The following is a 16,759-nucleotide window of genomic DNA, read 5'->3' as shown; positions in this document are numbered from 1 at the left end:
TGAGTTGATTATTCCGTTGAGAATTTTAGGAAATCCTATTTAAAAGTAGTATTGAGGAAAAAAAGGTTTTGTGGGGGATGGTGTCGTTATGTATTGGAAATTTAATCTAGCAATATGAAATGTTCTAGATTTTTACACTATTTTTTTCCAATGTGAACGCTAAAAATTTTAGATGAAAATTTTTTGAAACGATGAGAATAATTTTGATCCAGTTTTTCAATTTTCACCCGATTTTTGGACACTGTCCTGTTCCGGTATAATCCCGTAACTTCTTTATACATTTTTGATACTTTTTTCATTCCCCTTCGGTAGTAGTCTTATCAATATTATTCGAATGGGAAGTACATTACTCTCCGGGCCATCTTACCAATACAATGATGTGGTTCGGGTACATATTATTAATTCTGGATCTGATTATACAAGATATCTATGGAGTTTAAGATAATTATTGAGCAGGATGAAGACGGGTGGTATGTAGTATCTGTCCCCGCTCTCCCAGGTTGTATTTCACAAGGAAAAACTGAAGATGAAGCACGGATCAATATTGCGGAAGCGATAGAATTACATCTTTCTGCTCTTGCCCGAGATGGAATTCCTTTAGTACCTGATCACAATAAAACAGTGAGTTTTATCTCGGTTCAGGTATGAATCCAGGAAAGTTAACGATATTATCTGGTTCAGAGGTCATTAAAGCCTTGGGAAAAATCGGGTATTTTGTGAACGATCAGAAAGGAAGTCATATTCATCTTCGCCATGCTTACCGAAGGCCGGTAACTGTGCCGAATCATCCAGAAATCGCTAGAGGGACGCTTCGAACAATTATTGGCCAGGTTGATATAGATCCTGAAGAATTTTTGGGTCTTATCCGTTGATTTTTTTATTGGAAATATGAATCTTTCATGTAATTGTATATTCACTTCATATTAATATGAGGAATCCTGATAAAATTATCCGCAAATTAAAATACCATGAAGAATCACTCCTCAAGAAATCAGCGTGATCAGGTTCTGCTCTATCTTATTATGTGAAGAGGCTGATGGAGAAACATTCCTGTATTATGGGGAAATGATCACATAAGGTTATTCTATACATAATCACACCTGGACAGGAATATCTTTATCATCCAGAGAAGGACAGGTGAACGTGCGAAAAGGTCGTAATGCCCCGAGGATATGTAACAAAATAACAATCCTGCAAGAATAATGAATACAGAAGGATGATTATCACCATTCGCACCGATGCATCCGTCGCTATCGGGATCGGTCATGTCATGAGATGCATGAACCCTTGCCGGAGATCTGCGAGATAGAGGTACATCGGTCTCGTTTATTTGCCGGGAACACGACAGGTATCTCTATGACCACATTGAGGGTCAGGAATTTATTGTCCACCGTTTAAGGAAAGGTACAGATCCTATTTCTCTATCTCCGGCGTTTAATCCTTATCACGGCCCCTGGTTTGATGTGTCGTGGTAAGAGGATGCCGAGGAGACTGTCAGGATAATTTCAGGGATGAATAAGAATCCGGACTGGCTGACCGGGTGTATAACTGCAATCTCCTTTTGGATTAAAACCTGGTTGAAGGGATGGAGACGAGGTACGATGACAAGGCCCTTTCCTCGTGTGGAAAGATGCTGGGACCGGAGTATGCCCCTGCTTCAGTTGATTTATAAAGAACTGTATGATCGTATCCTCCACGTGAAGGACCAGTCAGGCGAAGTTAGATTTTTTGCCAGGGTAGAACGGAATAACCTGTTTCATATCGTAATTGAGGAAATGATTTTTCTGAAGCGGTTTATTTCAAAAAAATAATAACCAATCCTATCTTACTCATTCGGGTGAGTCCGGACGAATACCGGGTGAAGATTGATGAAGCAGCGAAGTTCCTGTTCACCGCTTCAAACGACACCCTGATTGAGTTTCTCTCCGCTATCTTCTCTCTCCCACTTAACAAGGAGACTCTCCGTGTAGTGCCGATCTAAACTGAGTATATCTGTAATAGTCCGGTGTATTCCCGTCACTACCCGGATATTGTACTTGAAGTTCGTGGATTATCTGATGAGCACCCGCTCTTTCATGTCGAGATCCAGACCGGATATGATTCGATGATGGATGTGAGAATGGTAAAATACGGGTATCTCATCGGCGCATCGCATTCAGAGAACGGTTCCGATGATATCCGCGTCATTACCATCCCGCATCAGGTGGTCATCTACCTTGAGGAGCATAGCCGGATAAATGATACCCTGCAGGTAAAGATAGTACTTCCGGACGGTTCTGATCTTCTGTATTCTGTACCTGTTCTGAAACTCTATCAATATCCTGTAGAGGTACTCGGGAAGATGGATCTCTATCTCCTCCTGCCCCTGGTTCTGGTGAAGTATCGGAAGAGGTTCGAACTGCTTGTTAACAGAAAACATACTGGCAGGGAAGAGTTTGACCAGATTGTTGAAGAGATAATTCGAGATATTGAGACCATCATATCCTTCTCCTCTGAAGCAGGGGAAGAAGGGAGGATGGATGAGGAGACAAAAGATATTATTCTCTCTACAACAATTGAGATGTATAAACAACTGCATCGAAAATACATCAAGGACCAGCGTGTTCAGGGGAAGGTGGATTATATGATTGAGAGCGTTAGGCAGAAGTGGCATACCATTGGGCTGGAAGAAGGGATTGAAAAAGGTATTGAGAAGGGTATTGAGAAAGGGATAGAAAAAGGGATCGAGCAAGGAGTAAAAACAGTCGCGAAGAACCTGCTGATGATCGGAATAGATGATGCAGTGATCTTACAGGTGACCGGCCTGACACCTGAAGAATTGGAGAGGATTAAGGGGGAGTAATCCCTCTTTCATTCATTTTCTCTCTGCCTTTTTTTATCTCCTTTCTCTCATATTTTTCGGTCTTCTTTTCCATCAATAAAATAAATAATCCGGACCTAATGTACAATCCAGGTTTTATTGTGGCGCAGAATGCATTGCCCTGAAGGCTTTTTCCCCAATAGGTTAATAGATGGGGTTGCAACTATCTCACCAAAGAAAGATATTTAGGAGGCAGCACGAGCCTTCCCTGCAGGATTCGCTCCTGGGCCCACCAGACCTTTTGTAGGTATCCTCCACGAAGGGACAACCGTGCGATGAACTGTGAAGGTTTGACGTTCAGAAAAAGGATAATAACCTGATAAGAATAGTGTAAAAGAAAAAGTTACTATCACTATCCGCACCGATGCACCTACCGCTATTGGCACTGGACAAGTTATGAGATGCCTCACCTTTGCCGGAGATCTGCGAGATAGAGGTACATCGGTCTCGTTTATTTGCCGGGAACACGACAGGTATCTCTATGACCACATTGAGGGTCAGGAATTTATTGTCCGCCGTTTAAGGAAAGGTGCAGATCCTATTTCTCTATCTCCGGCGTTTAATCCTTATTACGGCCCCTGGCTTGGTGTATAATGGGAGGAGTATGGTGAGGAGACTGTCGGGATAATTTCAGAGATGAATAAGATACCTGACTGGCTGATTGTTGATCATTACGCATTGGATGAGAGATGGGAAAAGCACCTCCGGGCCTCTGTTTCCCGGATATTTATCATTGATGATCTTGTTAACCGGGTGTATAACTGCGATGTTCTTTTGGATCAAAACCTGGTTGAAGGGATGGAGACGAGGTACGATGACAAGGCCCTTTCCTCGTGTGGAAAGATACTGGGACCGGAGTATCCCCTGCTTCAGTTGATTTATACAGAATTGTATGATCGTATCCCCCACGTGAAGGACCAATCTGGCGAAGTCAGATTTTTTGCCAAGGTAGAACGGAATAACCTGTTTCATATCGTAATTGAGGAAATTATTTTTCTGAAGCGGTTTATTTCAAAAAAATAATAACCAATCCTATCTTACTCATTCGGGTGAGTCCGGACGAATACCGGGTGAAGATTGATGAAGCAGCGAAGTTCCTGTTCACCTCTTCAAACGACACCCTGATTGAGTTTCTCTCCGCTATCTTCTCTCTCCCACTTAACAAGGAGACTCTCCGTGTAGTGCCGATCTCAACTGAGTATATCTCCCATAGTCCGGTTTATTCCCGTCACTACCCGGATATTGTACTTGAAGTTCGTGGATTATCTGATGAGCACCCGCTCTTTCATGTCGAGATCCAGACCGGATATGATTCGATGATGGATGTGAGAATGGTAAAATACGGGTATCTCATCGGCGCATCGCGTTCAGAGAACGGTTCCGATGATATCCGCGTCATTACCATCCCGCATCAGGTGGTCATCTACCTTGAGGAGCATAGCCGGATAACTGATACCCTGCAGGTAAAGATAGTGCTCCCGGATGGTTCTGACCTTCTGTATTCTGTACCTGTTCTGAAACTCTATCAATATCCTGTAGAGGTACTCGGGAAGACGGATCTCTATCTCCTCCTGCCCCTGGTTCTGGTGAAGTATCGGAAGAGGTTCGAAAAGCTAATTACCAGAAAGAATACCGGAAGGGAAGAGTTTGACCAGATTGTTGGGGAGATAATTCGGGATATTGAGACCATCATATCCTTCTCCTCTGAGGCAGGGGAAGAAGGGAGGATGGATGAGGAGACAAAAGATATTATTCTCTCTACAACAATTGAGATGTATAGACAACTGCATCGAAAATACATCAATGACGAGCGTGTTCAGGGGAAGGTGGATTATTTGATTGAGAGTGTCAGGCAGAAGTGGCATACCATTGGGCTGGAAGAAGGTATTGAGAAAGGTATTGAGAAGGGTATAGAAAGAGGAAAGGTTGAAGGTATCAAGGTAGGAATTGAGAAAGGTATAGAAAAAGGGATCGAGCAAGGAGTAAAAACAGTTGCAAAGAACCTGCTGATGATCGGAATAGATGATGCAATGATCTTACAGGTGACCGGCCTGACACCTGAAGAACTGGAGAGAATTAAGGCTGAATAATCCCTTACTTCCTTTTCGTCTTTTCTTTTCTCCTTCCTGTTCTCCCAGGACCTTTTCGGGCATATTTTTTCATACAAAACCCACATGAGGCGAAGCCTCAGGCCTGACGAATGAAAATCTTCAATTTGGGCTTCATTCATGATTCCATAAAGATTTTCAGACAAAATGCTTTGGTGAAAAAACCGTTGGTTGATGGCTTTCTCCAAATCGGTATGTCCAGGCGACGCCCCTTTGGTGAGGGCTCCATATTGAAAGAACAATGGTGTAGATCTGATAGAAAAATTTTTAGGATAAGAGATTACTGCCTTCCTTATTTGTCATCATTATCTCTAACTGGTAGTATTACCAATATATATGTAGTTATGCGACTTGCATTCATACCTGCCCGGGGCGGGAGCGAACGGATTCCGCGAATAATATGATAAATCGAAAAATTCGAATAATTTTGCAAGCGAGGACATCTTCAAAAAGGCTCCCTGCAAAAGTATTACTTCCAATTGGTGGTATTCCACTTGCAATTTTATGTGCAAAACGACTTAGTTCTCATGGACATGAATTAATATTAGCAACATCAGATTCGCCTTCTGATGATTATCTTTCCAAATTGGCTATAGATTCGGGAATAAAAATATTCAGAAATGAATTAGATGATGTTTTAACGAGATATATCAACTGCTCCCAAGATATGGCTGACGAGGATCTAATAATTCGTGTCACTGCTGATAATCCTCTTCCAGATGGTGATTTCATAGAAAAAATTCTGACATATTTTTATACCCTAGATCAGGATTACCTTGGAACCTCCTCACCTGATGATGGTCTGCCCTATGGACTTAGTGCGGAAATTTTCTCTTTGAAAGCATTAAGAAGACATGGACTTGAATCAACGGATAATTTTTCACGTGAGCATGTAACTGTTAGTATGAGAAATGAATTAGGGATAAAAGGAATTATCCCTAGAAATTTATTTTTTTATAATGATTATTCACATCTTCGTGTTACAATCGATACACTTGAGGATTACTTATTCATTGCAGGCGTTTTTTCGAACATTCCATGTCCGGAAAAAATTTCTTGGAGATATTTAATAGAGAAGATATCTGGAAATAATCATAAGGAGAATAAAATCCAATTGAGAAATGATTTTATCTCCCAAAAATGTGACCTCACATTAGGAACAGCTCAATTTGGAAATAAATATGGGATTACCAATCAATATGGGTGTCCTGACGATGTTGAGTTATGTAAAATTTTATCTATCGCACAAAATGCTGGAATTATTTATCTAGACACTGCAAGAGCATATGGTATAGCTGAAAGCAGATTAGGAAAATTACTAAAAAAACCAAGTTCATTCCGAATTATTACAAAAATTCAACCATTTATTGACATTTCGGAAAAACCTTCAACAAATGAGATAAATAATTTTATCGATAGTAGTGTTTTTCGTTCTTGTCTAGAATTAAAAAGGGATTATATCGATGTTGTTATGATCCACCGGTTTTCGGACTTAATTCAGTGGTATGATGTAATACTAAACCGCCTGATATATCATATAGAAAACGGGGTTATCGGAAAAATTGGAGTGTCAGTTTATGATCCAGAAGAGGCAATATTCTGTCTAAAAGACAAAAGAATAAAGCATATACAAATTCCGTTCAATCTGTTAGATTATAGATGGTTTAATGCAGAATTTCTTGATAATGTAAAAATGCGAACTGATGTAGCCATCCATGCAAGAAGTGTTTTTTTACAAGGGTTAATCTTAAATCAATCATCATTCTGGCCATCCTGGTTGAAAAATTCTGAAATGATTGTCGATGAAATTAATAATTTCGTTAGTTATTATAAAAGGAAGGGAAAAACAGATCTTTGCATATCTTATGTAAGATCATTTCCTTGGATTTCTTCTCTTGTTATTGGTGTGGATAACGCCAATCAACTTCAAGAAATTATTAAACATTTTTCAGAAAACCCATTAAGTGAAAATGAGAGAAATAGTATTCAAACAAAATTCCAAAATCTTCCCGAAAGGCTATTTAATCCATCAAAATGGTAATATTTACTAGAGACATATGAATCAATCAGAATTTAACCTATCAAACAGGATTATTCTTTTAACGGGTGCCTCAGGTTATCTTGGCACGGCATTAACTATGGCATTGTGTGCAGCGGGGGCAGAAATTATTATGGTTGGCCGTAGTGAAGAAAGATTAATAGCATGTAAAAATCTCGTTTCTTCTGTTCAAAAAGAAAAATGCCATATTTTTTGTGGAGATATTGTTGACATAAATACAATTCAAGAACTTAAAAAATATATTCAAAAAAAATATGGCCGTATCCATGGAATTGTTAATAATGCATATTCAGGCAAAAGTGGGGAATTAAGCACGATAGTACCTGAAGATTTTTTTTTAGCATGTCAATATAATCTTCTCTCTCCCTTTTTTCTGGTAAAAGAATTAATTCCTCTATTAATCAGGGGTTATTCTGACACAGGAGTTTTTTCTTCTGTTGTGAACATCAGTTCAATGTATGGAACTGTAAGCCCTGATCCATCAATATATGGAAGTTCTGGTGAAAATAATCCTATTCATTATGGAGCTACAAAAGCAGGTTTAATCCAAATGACTCGATATCTTGCATGCCACTTAAGTCAACAAGGCATTCGTTTTAATTGCATATCTCCAGGACCTTTTCCTAATAGAAATAACAAATGTAATATCCCAAATTTTTATAAAAAACTTGCTGATAAAGTCCCGATGAATAGAGTGGGTGAGCCACATGAGGTATGTGGACCGGTGGTTTTTCTTCTCTCGAATGCATCATCATATGTCAATGGTGTAAATCTACCTGTTGATGGTGGATGGACAGCATGGTGACTTAAATGCTTATCACTATCCGCACCGATGCATCTGCCGCTATCGGCACCGGTCATGTCATGAGATGCCTCACCCTTGCCGGAGTTTTGCGAGATAGAGGTGCATCAATCTCATTTATCTGCCGGGAACACGAAGGGCATCTCTGTAACCACATTGAGAGTCAGGGGTTTATTGTTCACCGTTTAAGGAAAGGTGCTGATCCTGTTTCTCCATCTCCAGCGTTTGATCCGTATCATACCCCTTGGCTTGGAGTATCGTGGGAAGAGGATGCCGAAGAGACTAACCGAATAATTTCTATGCTGGACAAAAAACCGGATTGGCTGATTGTTGATCATTATGCATTGGATGAAAGGTGGGAAAAGCATCTCCGGCCCAATGTTTCCCGAATCTTTGTCATTGATGATCTTGCTGACCGGGTGCATGACTGCGATCTTCTTTTGGATCAAAACCTGGTTGAAGGAATGGAGACAAGGTACAATGATAAGGTCCCTTCTTCGTGTGGAAAGATGCTGGGACCAAAGTATACCCTGCTTCAGCCAATTTATGCAGAACTGCATGATCGTATCCCCCCCCGTGAAGGACCAATCAGGAGAATTCTTATCTTTTTTGGCGGGGTAGACAAGAATAACCTGACTGGAATAGCCCTCTCTGCGGTTATGGAGTTGAACCATCCGGATATCAAGGTTGATGTGATCATATCAGAAAAATCACCTTTTTATAACGCTATCCGGGATCAGGCTACTGGCAGACCGGGGATAATATTACACAGTAACCTTCCTTCTCTTGCACCCCTTATTGCGAAAGCGGATCTTGCGATTGGAGCTTCCGGGACGACGAGTTGGGAACGACTGTGCCTGGGGCTTCCTGCAATGGTGGTAACGACTGCAGAAAACCAAAAAGCGATTGCTCATGGCCTGGAGCAACAGAACCTCATTACATGGTTAGGACATGCTGATACCATAACAGCAAAGATGATCTGTGAATCTGTGTTTGAACTGTTGACAAAAGAGGAAATTAGGGATTGGTCCTTACGGTGTTCCCAAATGGTTGATGGTCTCGGGGCGGTGAGGGTCTGTACTGCACTTATGATATCCCCGGATACGGTACTTCATGCTCGGCGTGCCACTCTTTCTGATGAAAAAATATTGTTATTATGGGCAAACGACCTGCTAAACCGGAAGAATTCTTTCACATTGGATGAGATCTCTCCAGACAGACACCATCAATGGTTTTATGATAAACTCCGAGATGTAGAGAATGTTTTTCTCTATATTGTTGAGAGTGAGGATAAGGTTCCCATCGGACAGGTGAGATTTGAAAGAAAATGTGAAATATGGGAAATTCATTACTCTCTTGCCACCGAGTTCAGGAATCGGGGAGTTGGAAGGTCCCTCCTGAAGGCTGGTCTTTGCACGTTCCGAAAAGAACATGAAGGGGTAATTATTCTTGGAAGAGTAAAAGAAGAGAATACTCCCTCATGTAAAGTTTTTGAATCACTCAATTTCTCAGCCAAATCTGACGGGGGGGGGGTGGAGTATCAGCATCTGCTCTGATGAAGGAAGCTGGATGAACGAGTATATCCCGGATTTAATCTTTGATTGGATAAATGATGGTCATGAAGTGAGATGGGCACATGATGCAGCAGAACTTCCCGCGGGAGACATGTGTTTTTTCTTGAGTTATGGGAAGATAGTGAATAACAAGCGATTGATGCAGCATCGAAACAATCTTGTTGTTCACGCTAGTGATTTACCGAGAGGAAGGGGTTGGTCACCTCTTACCTGGCAAATTCTTGAAGGAAAAGATAAAATTCCAGTAACGATATTTGAAGCAGGAGAATCAGTTGATAGTGGACCCATATACGAGAAAGTTTTTGTATCATTTTCAGGTAATGAATTGATTGAAGAACTGCGTTGTGGATTAGCGAATGCAATTGTTGATTTATGTAGGGATTTTGTCAGTAGATATCCAGATAGTGCTAAACTTGGACTGAAACAAGAAGGTGAACCATCTTTTTATCCACACCGTGGTCCTGAGGATAGTAAGATTGACGTTCAGAAAAGCCTTTTATCACAATTCAATCTGTTAAGGACGGTAGATAATAATAAGTACCCGGCCTGGTTTGAGTTCAAAGGACGTAAATTTTTTCTTAAAATTACCGCTAAAAGCAATTTAGATAATGCAAAAGAATGACTGGTGAAAATTATGCAAATCGGTAGATCCATCATCGGAAACAATCACCCTCCATTTATCATTGCCGAGATGTCCGGGAACCACAACCACTCCCTCGATCGGGCACTTGCCATTGTTGAAGCAGCTGCACAAGCCGGTGCCCACGCAATAAAACTCCAAACATACACCGCTGACACGATGACACTGGATATCGCTGAGGGAGAATTCTTTATCAGCGATAGGAATAGCCTCTGGAACGGACAAAGCCTGTATAGTCTCTACAAGCAGGCACATACCCCTTGGGAGTGGCATGCCCCTATCATGAAACAGGCAGAAGAACTCGGCCTTATCTGTTTCTCCACCCCATTTGATGAGACCGCTGTTGAGTTTCTTGAAACCCTGGATGTTCCAGCCTATAAGATAGCATCATTTGAGATTATTGATCTCCCACTCATACGCAGGGTAGCAGCAACCGGAAAACCAGTAATCATCTCAACCGGAATGGCAACCATCGCCGAGATCGATGAAGCGGTCCGGACAGCCAGGGATGCCGGGTGCAGGGATCTAATTCTCCTCAAATGCACCAGCACCTATCCGGCAAGTCCGGAGAATAGTAATATATTGACAATTCCCCATATGAGGGAGTTATTCGGGTGTGAGGTGGGGCTTTCTGATCACACCTTAGGAATCGGGACTGCGATTGCCGCCGTTGCTCATGGGGCGACAGTTATTGAGAAGCATTTCACTCTTTCCCGGGCAGATGGTGGGGTGGATAGTGCATTCTCCATGGAACCGGATGAGTTCCGGATGTTGGTTGATGAGACGAAAAGGGCCTGGCAGTCACTTGGAAGAGTACAGTACGAGCCGGGAGAGGATGAAAAGAGGTCTTTGGTATTCCGTCGGTCTCTTTATATAACTCAGGATATGAAAAACGGTGATAGTCTCACGAGAGAGAACCTGCGGAGTATCAGGCCGGGACTTGGACTCCCGCCGAAGTATTACGATATGCTACTTGAGAAACGCGTGAACAGGGATGTTAGGAAGGGGACAGCGGTTGAGTGGGGGATGGTTGGGTGAGGCCAAGAGTAATATTCTTTTAAATCCCCTCCTTAGCCGAGTTCATAAATTATAGCAAAAGCTATTGATTTGTCCTCACAATGGGAAATACTAATTTTTATTTTTAAATTTTTTATGTTGGCCTGTTCATTCAAAATCTTTATAGATGGGGCATTGTTTTTTAAAGAAATTTCTATATCACTTATTCGGATATCTATTCCAAATTGACTTAATGCTTTAATCACTGCCTCTTTTCCTGCAAATCTAGCCGCAAAGTGCTGTTTAGGATCATATTGTGAAAAACAGTAAACAATTTCTTCATCCGAGAAATATTTTTTTAGAAATGATTCATTTAGGAGTATGTCTCCATCAAATCTGTTATTATCGATAATATCCGCACCAATTTCAATCTTCATGGTAATACCATTTCTTTTGCAAATATAATGGTGGCATTGTTAAATAGAGAACAGTAGTATTATCTTAAAAAGATGAAATAATTTATTTATGAATCATGTTGAAGAACAAGTTAAAAAAATCGTTGAGGATATTTATAAAAAAAAGAATGGTGGCGCATTTCAAATTTCAAAATCTACTTCACTTCGAAATGACCTCGGTTTTGATTCGTTTGATTTAGCTGAATTGACAGTAAAAATCGAAGATTTATTTGGTATTGACATCTTTGAAAATAGAATTGTAGATACTTTCGAACAAATAATTAATGAATTAACCAATCTACGAGAGTAGAATGTCACTAATGGGTTTTTTTTGGGTAGAGCCGGAAAAGGATTATTTTAAATCTTACGATGATTTATTACAGGATATTCAGTCGAAGAGATTTGTTGATAAATATATAAAAAATAATAATAACTACAATTTTTTTCTTGATTTGATCTGTAGTATGTTAACAGATCGCCAATTTGCTCTAATAGATAAAGACTGGAGTCAAGCGGAATTAAATAATCTTGGATTGAATGAAATTGATCTTACTGAAAATGTCAAACTTGAATCGAATGATTTTTTCTCTATTGATGAAGTATTAAACCGGATTTCACAATATAAAGAATGGAAACTTGGATTTTACACCTCTGGAACAACCGGAAGACCAAAGTTCATTTCTCACAATCTAGGGGTTTTAAGTCGAAATGTAAAGACCGGAAGTAGATTTCAAAAAAATATTTGGGGGTTTTGTTATAATCCGACTCATTTTGCAGGCATACAGGTGTTTCTTCAGGCATTTTTTAATCAAAATTCGATTATAAATTTATTTAATATGGATTATTCAATTGTTGAAAGAACAATTAAAAAATATGCTATCTCACATTTATCAGCAACACCGACATATTATCGCTCATTATATCCATTTTTGCATGAGTCATGCCCATTAGTTGAACGAATAACATTCGGTGGAGAAATATTTGATGACCAGATTGCACAGATGCTCATTAATTATTTCCCCAATGCAAAAATTACTAATGTTTATGCCTCTACGGAACTTGGGAGTGTTCTTGCAGGTGAGGGAAATACCCTAAAAATTCCCGAAGAATTTAAAGATAGAATAAAAATATCTGAAGATGGCGAACTCGTCGTACATCGATCTCTTATGGGGGAAGATACCAGCCTAGATAATGATTTATGGTTTTCTACAGGAGATATAGTAACCAATGAACCTGATGGGACAATTAAATTCATATCCAGAAAAACTGAGATGATCAATGTTGGCGGATATAAAATCAACCCTCATGAAATCGAAGGGATAATCAATGAAATTCATGAGATTCAAGATTCAATAGTCTATGGAAGAGACAATCGAATTACTGGAAAAGTGCTTGTTGCGGAAGTAGTATTAAGACCTGGATACACTGGCGATATGGAAAGAAAAATTTTTGAGTATTTAAGTGGCCATCTGCAGCCATGGAAAATCCCAAGAATGATAAAAATTACGGATTCTATTGATCGAACAAGAACTGGTAAAAAGGTGCGAAAATGAATTCTATACTTGTAACGGGAGATTCTAAAGGATTAGGGGCTGAAATTGTTAGAGTTCTGCTTTCTGAAGAAAAATATTTAGTTGTTGGTATAAGCCGCTCAAAAAATTCTACAATTGAAGACCTTGAAAATAAATTTCCTTCCACATATGTTCATGTAAATTTTGATCTTGGAAACCCTGATGAGATTAAAAATTTGTACCTCAAGGATATCAAAAAATATGGGCAATTTGTTGGCCTTGTAAATAATGCCGCAATAGCCTATGATGATATTGTCACCAATGCCCGCGTTTTGCCTTTGGAAACAATGTTTAGAATAAATGTTTATGCACCAATAATATTTACAAAATATATAATCCGCGATATGCTTTTAAATAAAAAACAGGGTTCCTTTGTGCACATAAGTTCCATTTGTGCTCATACAGGATACAAAGGATTGAGTATGTATAGTGCAACTAAAGGTGCGATTGAATCATTCTCCCGCACTGTTGCCCGTGAGTGGGGAGGGATGGGAATTCGTTCAAATTGTATTGCTCCAGGTTTTATCGAAACCGGAATGTCCGATACACTCACGAATGAACAGAAAGATAGAATATTTCGGAGAACTTCTCTTAAATGTGCTACGAATCCTTTAGATGTGGCTCAATTAGCTGCATACCTATTATCAGATAAATCAAAATGTATAACTGGAGCAGTTTTACCTGTTGATTGTGGAACTATATAATTCTATAAAGGGGTAATTAATTATGTTAATTGACATTTTATCTGACAAATGGAAAAAAGCGGGGTTGAAAAACGGAGACACGGTCTTACTTCATTCGAATTGTGTTAGAACTGTAAAGTATGCATTGCAGAAAGGATATGTAGTTGATCCAAATTCCTTATTAGATTCCTTTTTAAAAGTATTAGGTTCATCCGGCACATTATTATTACCATTGTTTAATTTTGATTTTACAACTGGCGTTCCTTTCGATCTTAGAAATACTCCTTCTCATATGGGAGTTCTGACTGAGGCAGGGCGTCTTCACCCATTAGCAGTCCGAACAGGCCATCCCATTTATTCCTTTGCCGCAATTGGATATCGGGCGGAAGAATTTCGAAACGTTAATAATTTTAGTGGTTATGGTATTGATTCTCCTTTTGGAATACTTCGAGAAATGGATGGCAAAATCGCTGTATTAGATCTCCCTGACCAAAATAGTATGACCTTTTATCATCATATTGAAGAAATGAACTGTGTAAATTATCGATATCACAAAACATTTTCAGGAGAATATACTGACATCTCTGGGAAAACTGAATTAAGAACATACGGATTATTCGTAAGAAAACTTGAAGAGGGTGTCATAACATATCTTCAAAGTGCTGAAAATCTCATGTGGCAAAATGAGCTATATGAAGGGTTCAAACCCAATGAAGGGTGTGGGCTGAGAATAACATCAGCCTGCAGAATGTTTGATTTTATTTCAGATATTATTCACTCTGGAAATGCAAGAGGGACACTTTACAGAATAGAGGGAGTTGATGACACTCAATGATGTTGGACAAGAGATGTATAATCTCTGCCATTCACTTTTTCCTATTTGCAGAAGCATCACCGGAGATGGCGTCCGTCAAACCCTCAAAAATATTAAAGAGCACATCCCTGAAATTATTATCCATGAAGTGCCAACCGGAACCCGGGTCTTTGATTGGGTGGTACCAAGAGAGTGGAATATCCGCGATGCCTATATTCTTGATCCTGATGGCCAAAAAATAATAGATTTTACCGAATCAAACCTTCATGTTGTCGGGTACTCTGTTCCGGTAAATAAAACGGTATCACTCAAAGAACTTCAAAATCACTTATACTCAATTCCAGATCAACCTGATGCAATACCATATATCACGTCATATTATGCTGAAAGATGGGGATTCTGCCTATCTGAAATCCAGCGCAGATTACTAAAACCTGGTGACTATCATGTAGTAATTGACAGTACCCTGACAGATGGAAGTCTGACATATGGTGAATTACTTATTCCAGGTGAAAGTAGCAAGGAAGTATTTCTCTCTACCTATATCTGCCACCCCTCAATGGCAAATAATGAACTATCGGGACCAGTTGTAACGACATACCTATCGAAATGGCTGTTATCATTGATGAACCGAAAATACTCATACCGAATAGTATTCATACCTGAGACGATCGGATCAATAACATATTTAAGTCGAAATCTGGATCATATAAAGCAAAAAACGATTGCTGGATTCAATGTAACATGCATAGGTGATAATAAGGCATACTCATATCTACCCTCTCGTGAGGGGTCAACTCTCGCTGATCGAGTAGCATTACACGTTTTAAAATATTTGCACCCGGATTTTGTTCAATATAGTTATCTTGAAAGAGGGAGTGATGAAAGACAGTATTGTAGTCCTGGCGTTGATCTCCCTGTTGCATCAGTCATGCGTACAAAATATGGCAGATATCCAGAATATCATACATCTCTAGATGATCTAAGTCTAGTGAGTCCGGAAGGTTTGGCAGGGGGGTATGAAGTATTGCGTACCTGCCTTGAATGTATAGAGAGAAATGAAATTTTAGAAACGACTCTCTTATGTGAACCTCAATTGGGTAGACGTGGCCTATACCCAACATTAAGTACGAAAGATGGTGGAAAACAGGTAAGAAACATGATGAATCTCATTGCATTTTGTGATGGGATGAATGATCTAATCCAGATAGCAGAAAAAATTAATGTTCCTATATGGGATCTCTTCGATATCGTTGAAAGATTAAAGCAGGAAGGAGTTCTTAAAACCGTATCACCTGATTTTTGAGGGTCTTTTTTTTGGTTGTGGTATTGCAATTAATCCGACACTCGGCACCAAAAAAATTACGCATAATATTTTTCCACATGCGGCCCTAGTAATCGAACAATATCTCTTAATTCATCAGTGAAATTTAGAATTCGCACAAATATTCTGGAATTATCAATTTCTTTAATCTGCCTCACTCTTCTGAACATGAAGAACAACCATTTTGCAGATGGTTTATGAGTTGGTTTTCCTTTTTGATCCCGGATTTGTTTCTTCTCAATCTTCAATGTCTCACGAATTACCCACTCTGTGAACGAATACACGAGAAGACATAGAACCATTATCATGGATAAGGCTGCAATCCGATTTGAATTCTCCAGATAAACCTCTGATGCGTGAAAGGAATTCCCTTTTATGAACCTGAATCCTCTTTCAACGGTGATTTGCTCCTTATAATACTCAAGACAGGTGTTTGGATCGATTGTAGTGTCATTGCTAGCCAGAACAAATCTTCCCATTACTGCTTGCTCTTTTTGGATAACCTCCTGGTTTAAAGTTAATTTACAGGAAACAGAATACCACTTCTCAAGAACCTCACCTTTTTTCGGCCTTCCTACTTTTCCTGACGCTTTTTTGTTATCACTTGTTATTTCGATATCAGAAAGAATGTACCGCTTATGCTTTAACATCCATCTTTCTACAGCTAAACGAGCATCATTTTCACAAGCAAACCCGTTGACCAATGATTTATTCAGGGCAGTCTGATTTTTTGCCAGTTTCTCCTCAAGTTTTTCAATGTCACGTTTAATACTGGACTTATGTCTCTCTTCAGAGTGGAATAAAAACCATTTTTGTTCGATACCGCCATACTTGCTATCGAAAGCAGCATACTTATATCTGGCATCCAAACAC

At 39.5% G+C, this 16,759-nt stretch carries 20 protein-coding genes; 18 read left to right on the top strand and 2 right to left on the bottom strand.

Annotated elements, in window-relative coordinates; all coding sequences use genetic code 11:
- Positions 1-429: 429 nt before the first annotated feature.
- The 13 genes from DLD82_RS17355 (at position 430) to pseI (ending at position 11,081) form a co-directional block, all read left to right on the top strand.
- The gene (locus tag DLD82_RS17355) at positions 430-648 is read left to right on the top strand and encodes a type II toxin-antitoxin system HicB family antitoxin (protein WP_109942397.1); all 219 of its coding nucleotides are present in this window, start codon (positions 430-432) and stop codon (positions 646-648) included.
- The gene (locus DLD82_RS17350; protein WP_109942396.1) at positions 645-872 is read left to right on the top strand and encodes a type II toxin-antitoxin system HicA family toxin; all 228 of its coding nucleotides are present in this window, start codon (positions 645-647) and stop codon (positions 870-872) included. Before DLD82_RS17355 ends, DLD82_RS17350 begins: the two co-directional genes overlap by 4 nt.
- Before the next feature lie 639 nt (positions 873-1,511).
- Positions 1,512-1,811, top strand: coding sequence for a hypothetical protein (locus DLD82_RS17345; protein WP_109942395.1), 300 nt, complete (start codon positions 1,512-1,514; stop codon positions 1,809-1,811).
- A 26-nt stretch (positions 1,812-1,837) separates the two neighbouring features.
- Positions 1,838-1,981, top strand: coding sequence for a hypothetical protein (locus tag DLD82_RS19250; RefSeq protein WP_245920496.1), 144 nt, complete (start codon positions 1,838-1,840; stop codon positions 1,979-1,981).
- Positions 1,982-2,005: 24 nt separating this feature from the next.
- Positions 2,006-2,842 carry an RpnC/YadD family protein gene (locus tag DLD82_RS17340; RefSeq protein WP_245920495.1) on the top strand — a complete coding sequence of 279 codons (837 nt, stop codon included), beginning with the start codon at positions 2,006-2,008 and terminating at the stop codon, positions 2,840-2,842.
- Positions 2,843-3,256: 414 nt separating this feature from the next.
- Positions 3,257-3,454 carry a hypothetical protein gene (locus tag DLD82_RS17335; RefSeq protein WP_109942394.1) on the top strand — a complete coding sequence of 66 codons (198 nt, stop codon included), beginning with the start codon at positions 3,257-3,259 and terminating at the stop codon, positions 3,452-3,454.
- Between the two features lie 42 nt (positions 3,455-3,496).
- Complete coding sequence (locus DLD82_RS17330) at positions 3,497-3,883, top strand: hypothetical protein (protein WP_109942393.1); 387 nt, start codon at positions 3,497-3,499, stop codon at positions 3,881-3,883.
- A gap of 26 nt (positions 3,884-3,909) precedes the next feature.
- Positions 3,910-4,950, top strand: coding sequence for an RpnC/YadD family protein (locus tag DLD82_RS17325; RefSeq protein ID WP_109942392.1), 1,041 nt, complete (start codon positions 3,910-3,912; stop codon positions 4,948-4,950).
- 418 nt (positions 4,951-5,368) lie between these two features.
- Entirely contained in the window at positions 5,369-7,009 is a 1,641-nt protein-coding gene (locus tag DLD82_RS17315; protein WP_109942390.1) for an aldo/keto reductase, read from the top strand.
- A 16-nt stretch (positions 7,010-7,025) separates the two neighbouring features.
- A complete protein-coding gene (locus DLD82_RS17310; protein ID WP_109942389.1) occupies positions 7,026-7,832 on the top strand; it encodes an SDR family NAD(P)-dependent oxidoreductase in 807 nt (268 codons plus the stop codon).
- A 5-nt stretch (positions 7,833-7,837) separates the two neighbouring features.
- On the top strand, positions 7,838-9,385 hold the full coding sequence (gene pseG, locus DLD82_RS17305) for a UDP-2,4-diacetamido-2,4,6-trideoxy-beta-L-altropyranose hydrolase (RefSeq protein WP_109942388.1): 1,548 nt from the start codon (positions 7,838-7,840) through the stop codon (positions 9,383-9,385).
- Positions 9,386-9,398: 13 nt separating this feature from the next.
- The gene (locus DLD82_RS17300; protein WP_109942387.1) at positions 9,399-10,025 is read left to right on the top strand and encodes a formyltransferase family protein; all 627 of its coding nucleotides are present in this window, start codon (positions 9,399-9,401) and stop codon (positions 10,023-10,025) included.
- 12 nt (positions 10,026-10,037) lie between these two features.
- Entirely contained in the window at positions 10,038-11,081 is a 1,044-nt protein-coding gene (gene pseI / locus DLD82_RS17295) for a pseudaminic acid synthase (RefSeq protein WP_181391516.1), read from the top strand.
- 32 nt (positions 11,082-11,113) lie between these two features.
- Here the strand turns inward: pseI and DLD82_RS17290 are convergent, their stop codons facing one another.
- Complete coding sequence (locus DLD82_RS17290; RefSeq protein ID WP_109942385.1) at positions 11,114-11,476, bottom strand: holo-ACP synthase; 363 nt, start codon at positions 11,474-11,476, stop codon at positions 11,114-11,116.
- 88 nt (positions 11,477-11,564) lie between these two features.
- On the opposite strand from DLD82_RS17290, the gene DLD82_RS17285 reads away from it, so the two are divergent.
- From DLD82_RS17285 to DLD82_RS17265, 5 genes are read left to right on the top strand one after another with little or no spacing between them, the layout of a single operon-like run.
- Complete coding sequence (locus DLD82_RS17285) at positions 11,565-11,804, top strand: acyl carrier protein (RefSeq protein WP_109942384.1); 240 nt, start codon at positions 11,565-11,567, stop codon at positions 11,802-11,804.
- Position 11,805: 1 nt separating this feature from the next.
- Positions 11,806-13,047: an ANL family adenylate-forming protein gene (locus DLD82_RS17280; RefSeq protein WP_109942383.1), complete on the top strand. Its 1,242-nt coding sequence runs from the start codon at positions 11,806-11,808 to the stop codon at positions 13,045-13,047.
- Positions 13,044-13,769, top strand: a complete 726-nt coding sequence (locus DLD82_RS17275) for an SDR family NAD(P)-dependent oxidoreductase (protein WP_109942382.1) — start codon at positions 13,044-13,046, stop codon at positions 13,767-13,769. Before DLD82_RS17280 ends, DLD82_RS17275 begins: the two co-directional genes overlap by 4 nt.
- A 22-nt stretch (positions 13,770-13,791) precedes the next feature.
- Positions 13,792-14,583: an AAC(3) family N-acetyltransferase gene (locus DLD82_RS17270; protein WP_109942381.1), complete on the top strand. Its 792-nt coding sequence runs from the start codon at positions 13,792-13,794 to the stop codon at positions 14,581-14,583.
- Entirely contained in the window at positions 14,570-15,868 is a 1,299-nt protein-coding gene (locus DLD82_RS17265; protein WP_109942380.1) for a DUF4910 domain-containing protein, read from the top strand. The genes DLD82_RS17270 and DLD82_RS17265 overlap by 14 nt, the downstream gene beginning before the upstream one ends.
- A gap of 56 nt (positions 15,869-15,924) precedes the next feature.
- Here DLD82_RS17265 and DLD82_RS17260 read toward each other — a convergent pair.
- A partial coding sequence (locus DLD82_RS17260) for an IS1634 family transposase (protein ID WP_109942379.1) occupies positions 15,925-16,759 on the bottom strand: 835 nt, incomplete at its 5' end.

Origin of the sequence: Methanospirillum stamsii (assembly GCF_003173335.1) — an archaeon.
Taxonomy (GTDB): Archaea; Halobacteriota; Methanomicrobia; order Methanomicrobiales; family Methanospirillaceae; genus Methanospirillum; species Methanospirillum stamsii.
This window is presented reverse-complemented; position numbering and strand designations above follow the sequence as displayed.

Bases quoted from the DNA above. Each gene is read 5' to 3' on its own strand.
- DLD82_RS17310 (WP_109942389.1), top strand. From the start codon at position 7,026: ATGAATCAATCAGAATTTAACCTATCAAACAGGATTATTCTTTTAACG.
- DLD82_RS17350 (WP_109942396.1), top strand. From the start codon at position 645: ATGAATCCAGGAAAGTTAACGATATTATCTGGTTCAGAGGTCATTAAA.
- DLD82_RS17300 (WP_109942387.1), top strand. From the start codon at position 9,399: ATGAACGAGTATATCCCGGATTTAATCTTTGATTGGATAAATGATGGT.
- DLD82_RS17265 (WP_109942380.1), top strand. From the start codon at position 14,570: ATGACACTCAATGATGTTGGACAAGAGATGTATAATCTCTGCCATTCA.
- DLD82_RS17270 (WP_109942381.1), top strand. From the start codon at position 13,792: ATGTTAATTGACATTTTATCTGACAAATGGAAAAAAGCGGGGTTGAAA.
- DLD82_RS17275 (WP_109942382.1), top strand. From the start codon at position 13,044: ATGAATTCTATACTTGTAACGGGAGATTCTAAAGGATTAGGGGCTGAA.
- DLD82_RS17345 (WP_109942395.1), top strand. From the start codon at position 1,512: ATGAATAAGAATCCGGACTGGCTGACCGGGTGTATAACTGCAATCTCC.
- DLD82_RS17285 (WP_109942384.1), top strand. From the start codon at position 11,565: ATGAATCATGTTGAAGAACAAGTTAAAAAAATCGTTGAGGATATTTAT.
- DLD82_RS17335 (WP_109942394.1), top strand. From the start codon at position 3,257: ATGAGATGCCTCACCTTTGCCGGAGATCTGCGAGATAGAGGTACATCG.
- DLD82_RS17355 (WP_109942397.1), top strand. From the start codon at position 430: ATGGAGTTTAAGATAATTATTGAGCAGGATGAAGACGGGTGGTATGTA.
- DLD82_RS17290 (WP_109942385.1), bottom strand. From the start codon at position 11,476: ATGAAGATTGAAATTGGTGCGGATATTATCGATAATAACAGATTTGAT.
- DLD82_RS17330 (WP_109942393.1), top strand. From the start codon at position 3,497: ATGAATAAGATACCTGACTGGCTGATTGTTGATCATTACGCATTGGAT.
- pseI (WP_181391516.1), top strand. From the start codon at position 10,038: ATGCAAATCGGTAGATCCATCATCGGAAACAATCACCCTCCATTTATC.
- DLD82_RS17280 (WP_109942383.1), top strand. From the start codon at position 11,806: ATGTCACTAATGGGTTTTTTTTGGGTAGAGCCGGAAAAGGATTATTTT.
- DLD82_RS17315 (WP_109942390.1), top strand. From the start codon at position 5,369: ATGATAAATCGAAAAATTCGAATAATTTTGCAAGCGAGGACATCTTCA.
- pseG (WP_109942388.1), top strand. From the start codon at position 7,838: ATGCTTATCACTATCCGCACCGATGCATCTGCCGCTATCGGCACCGGT.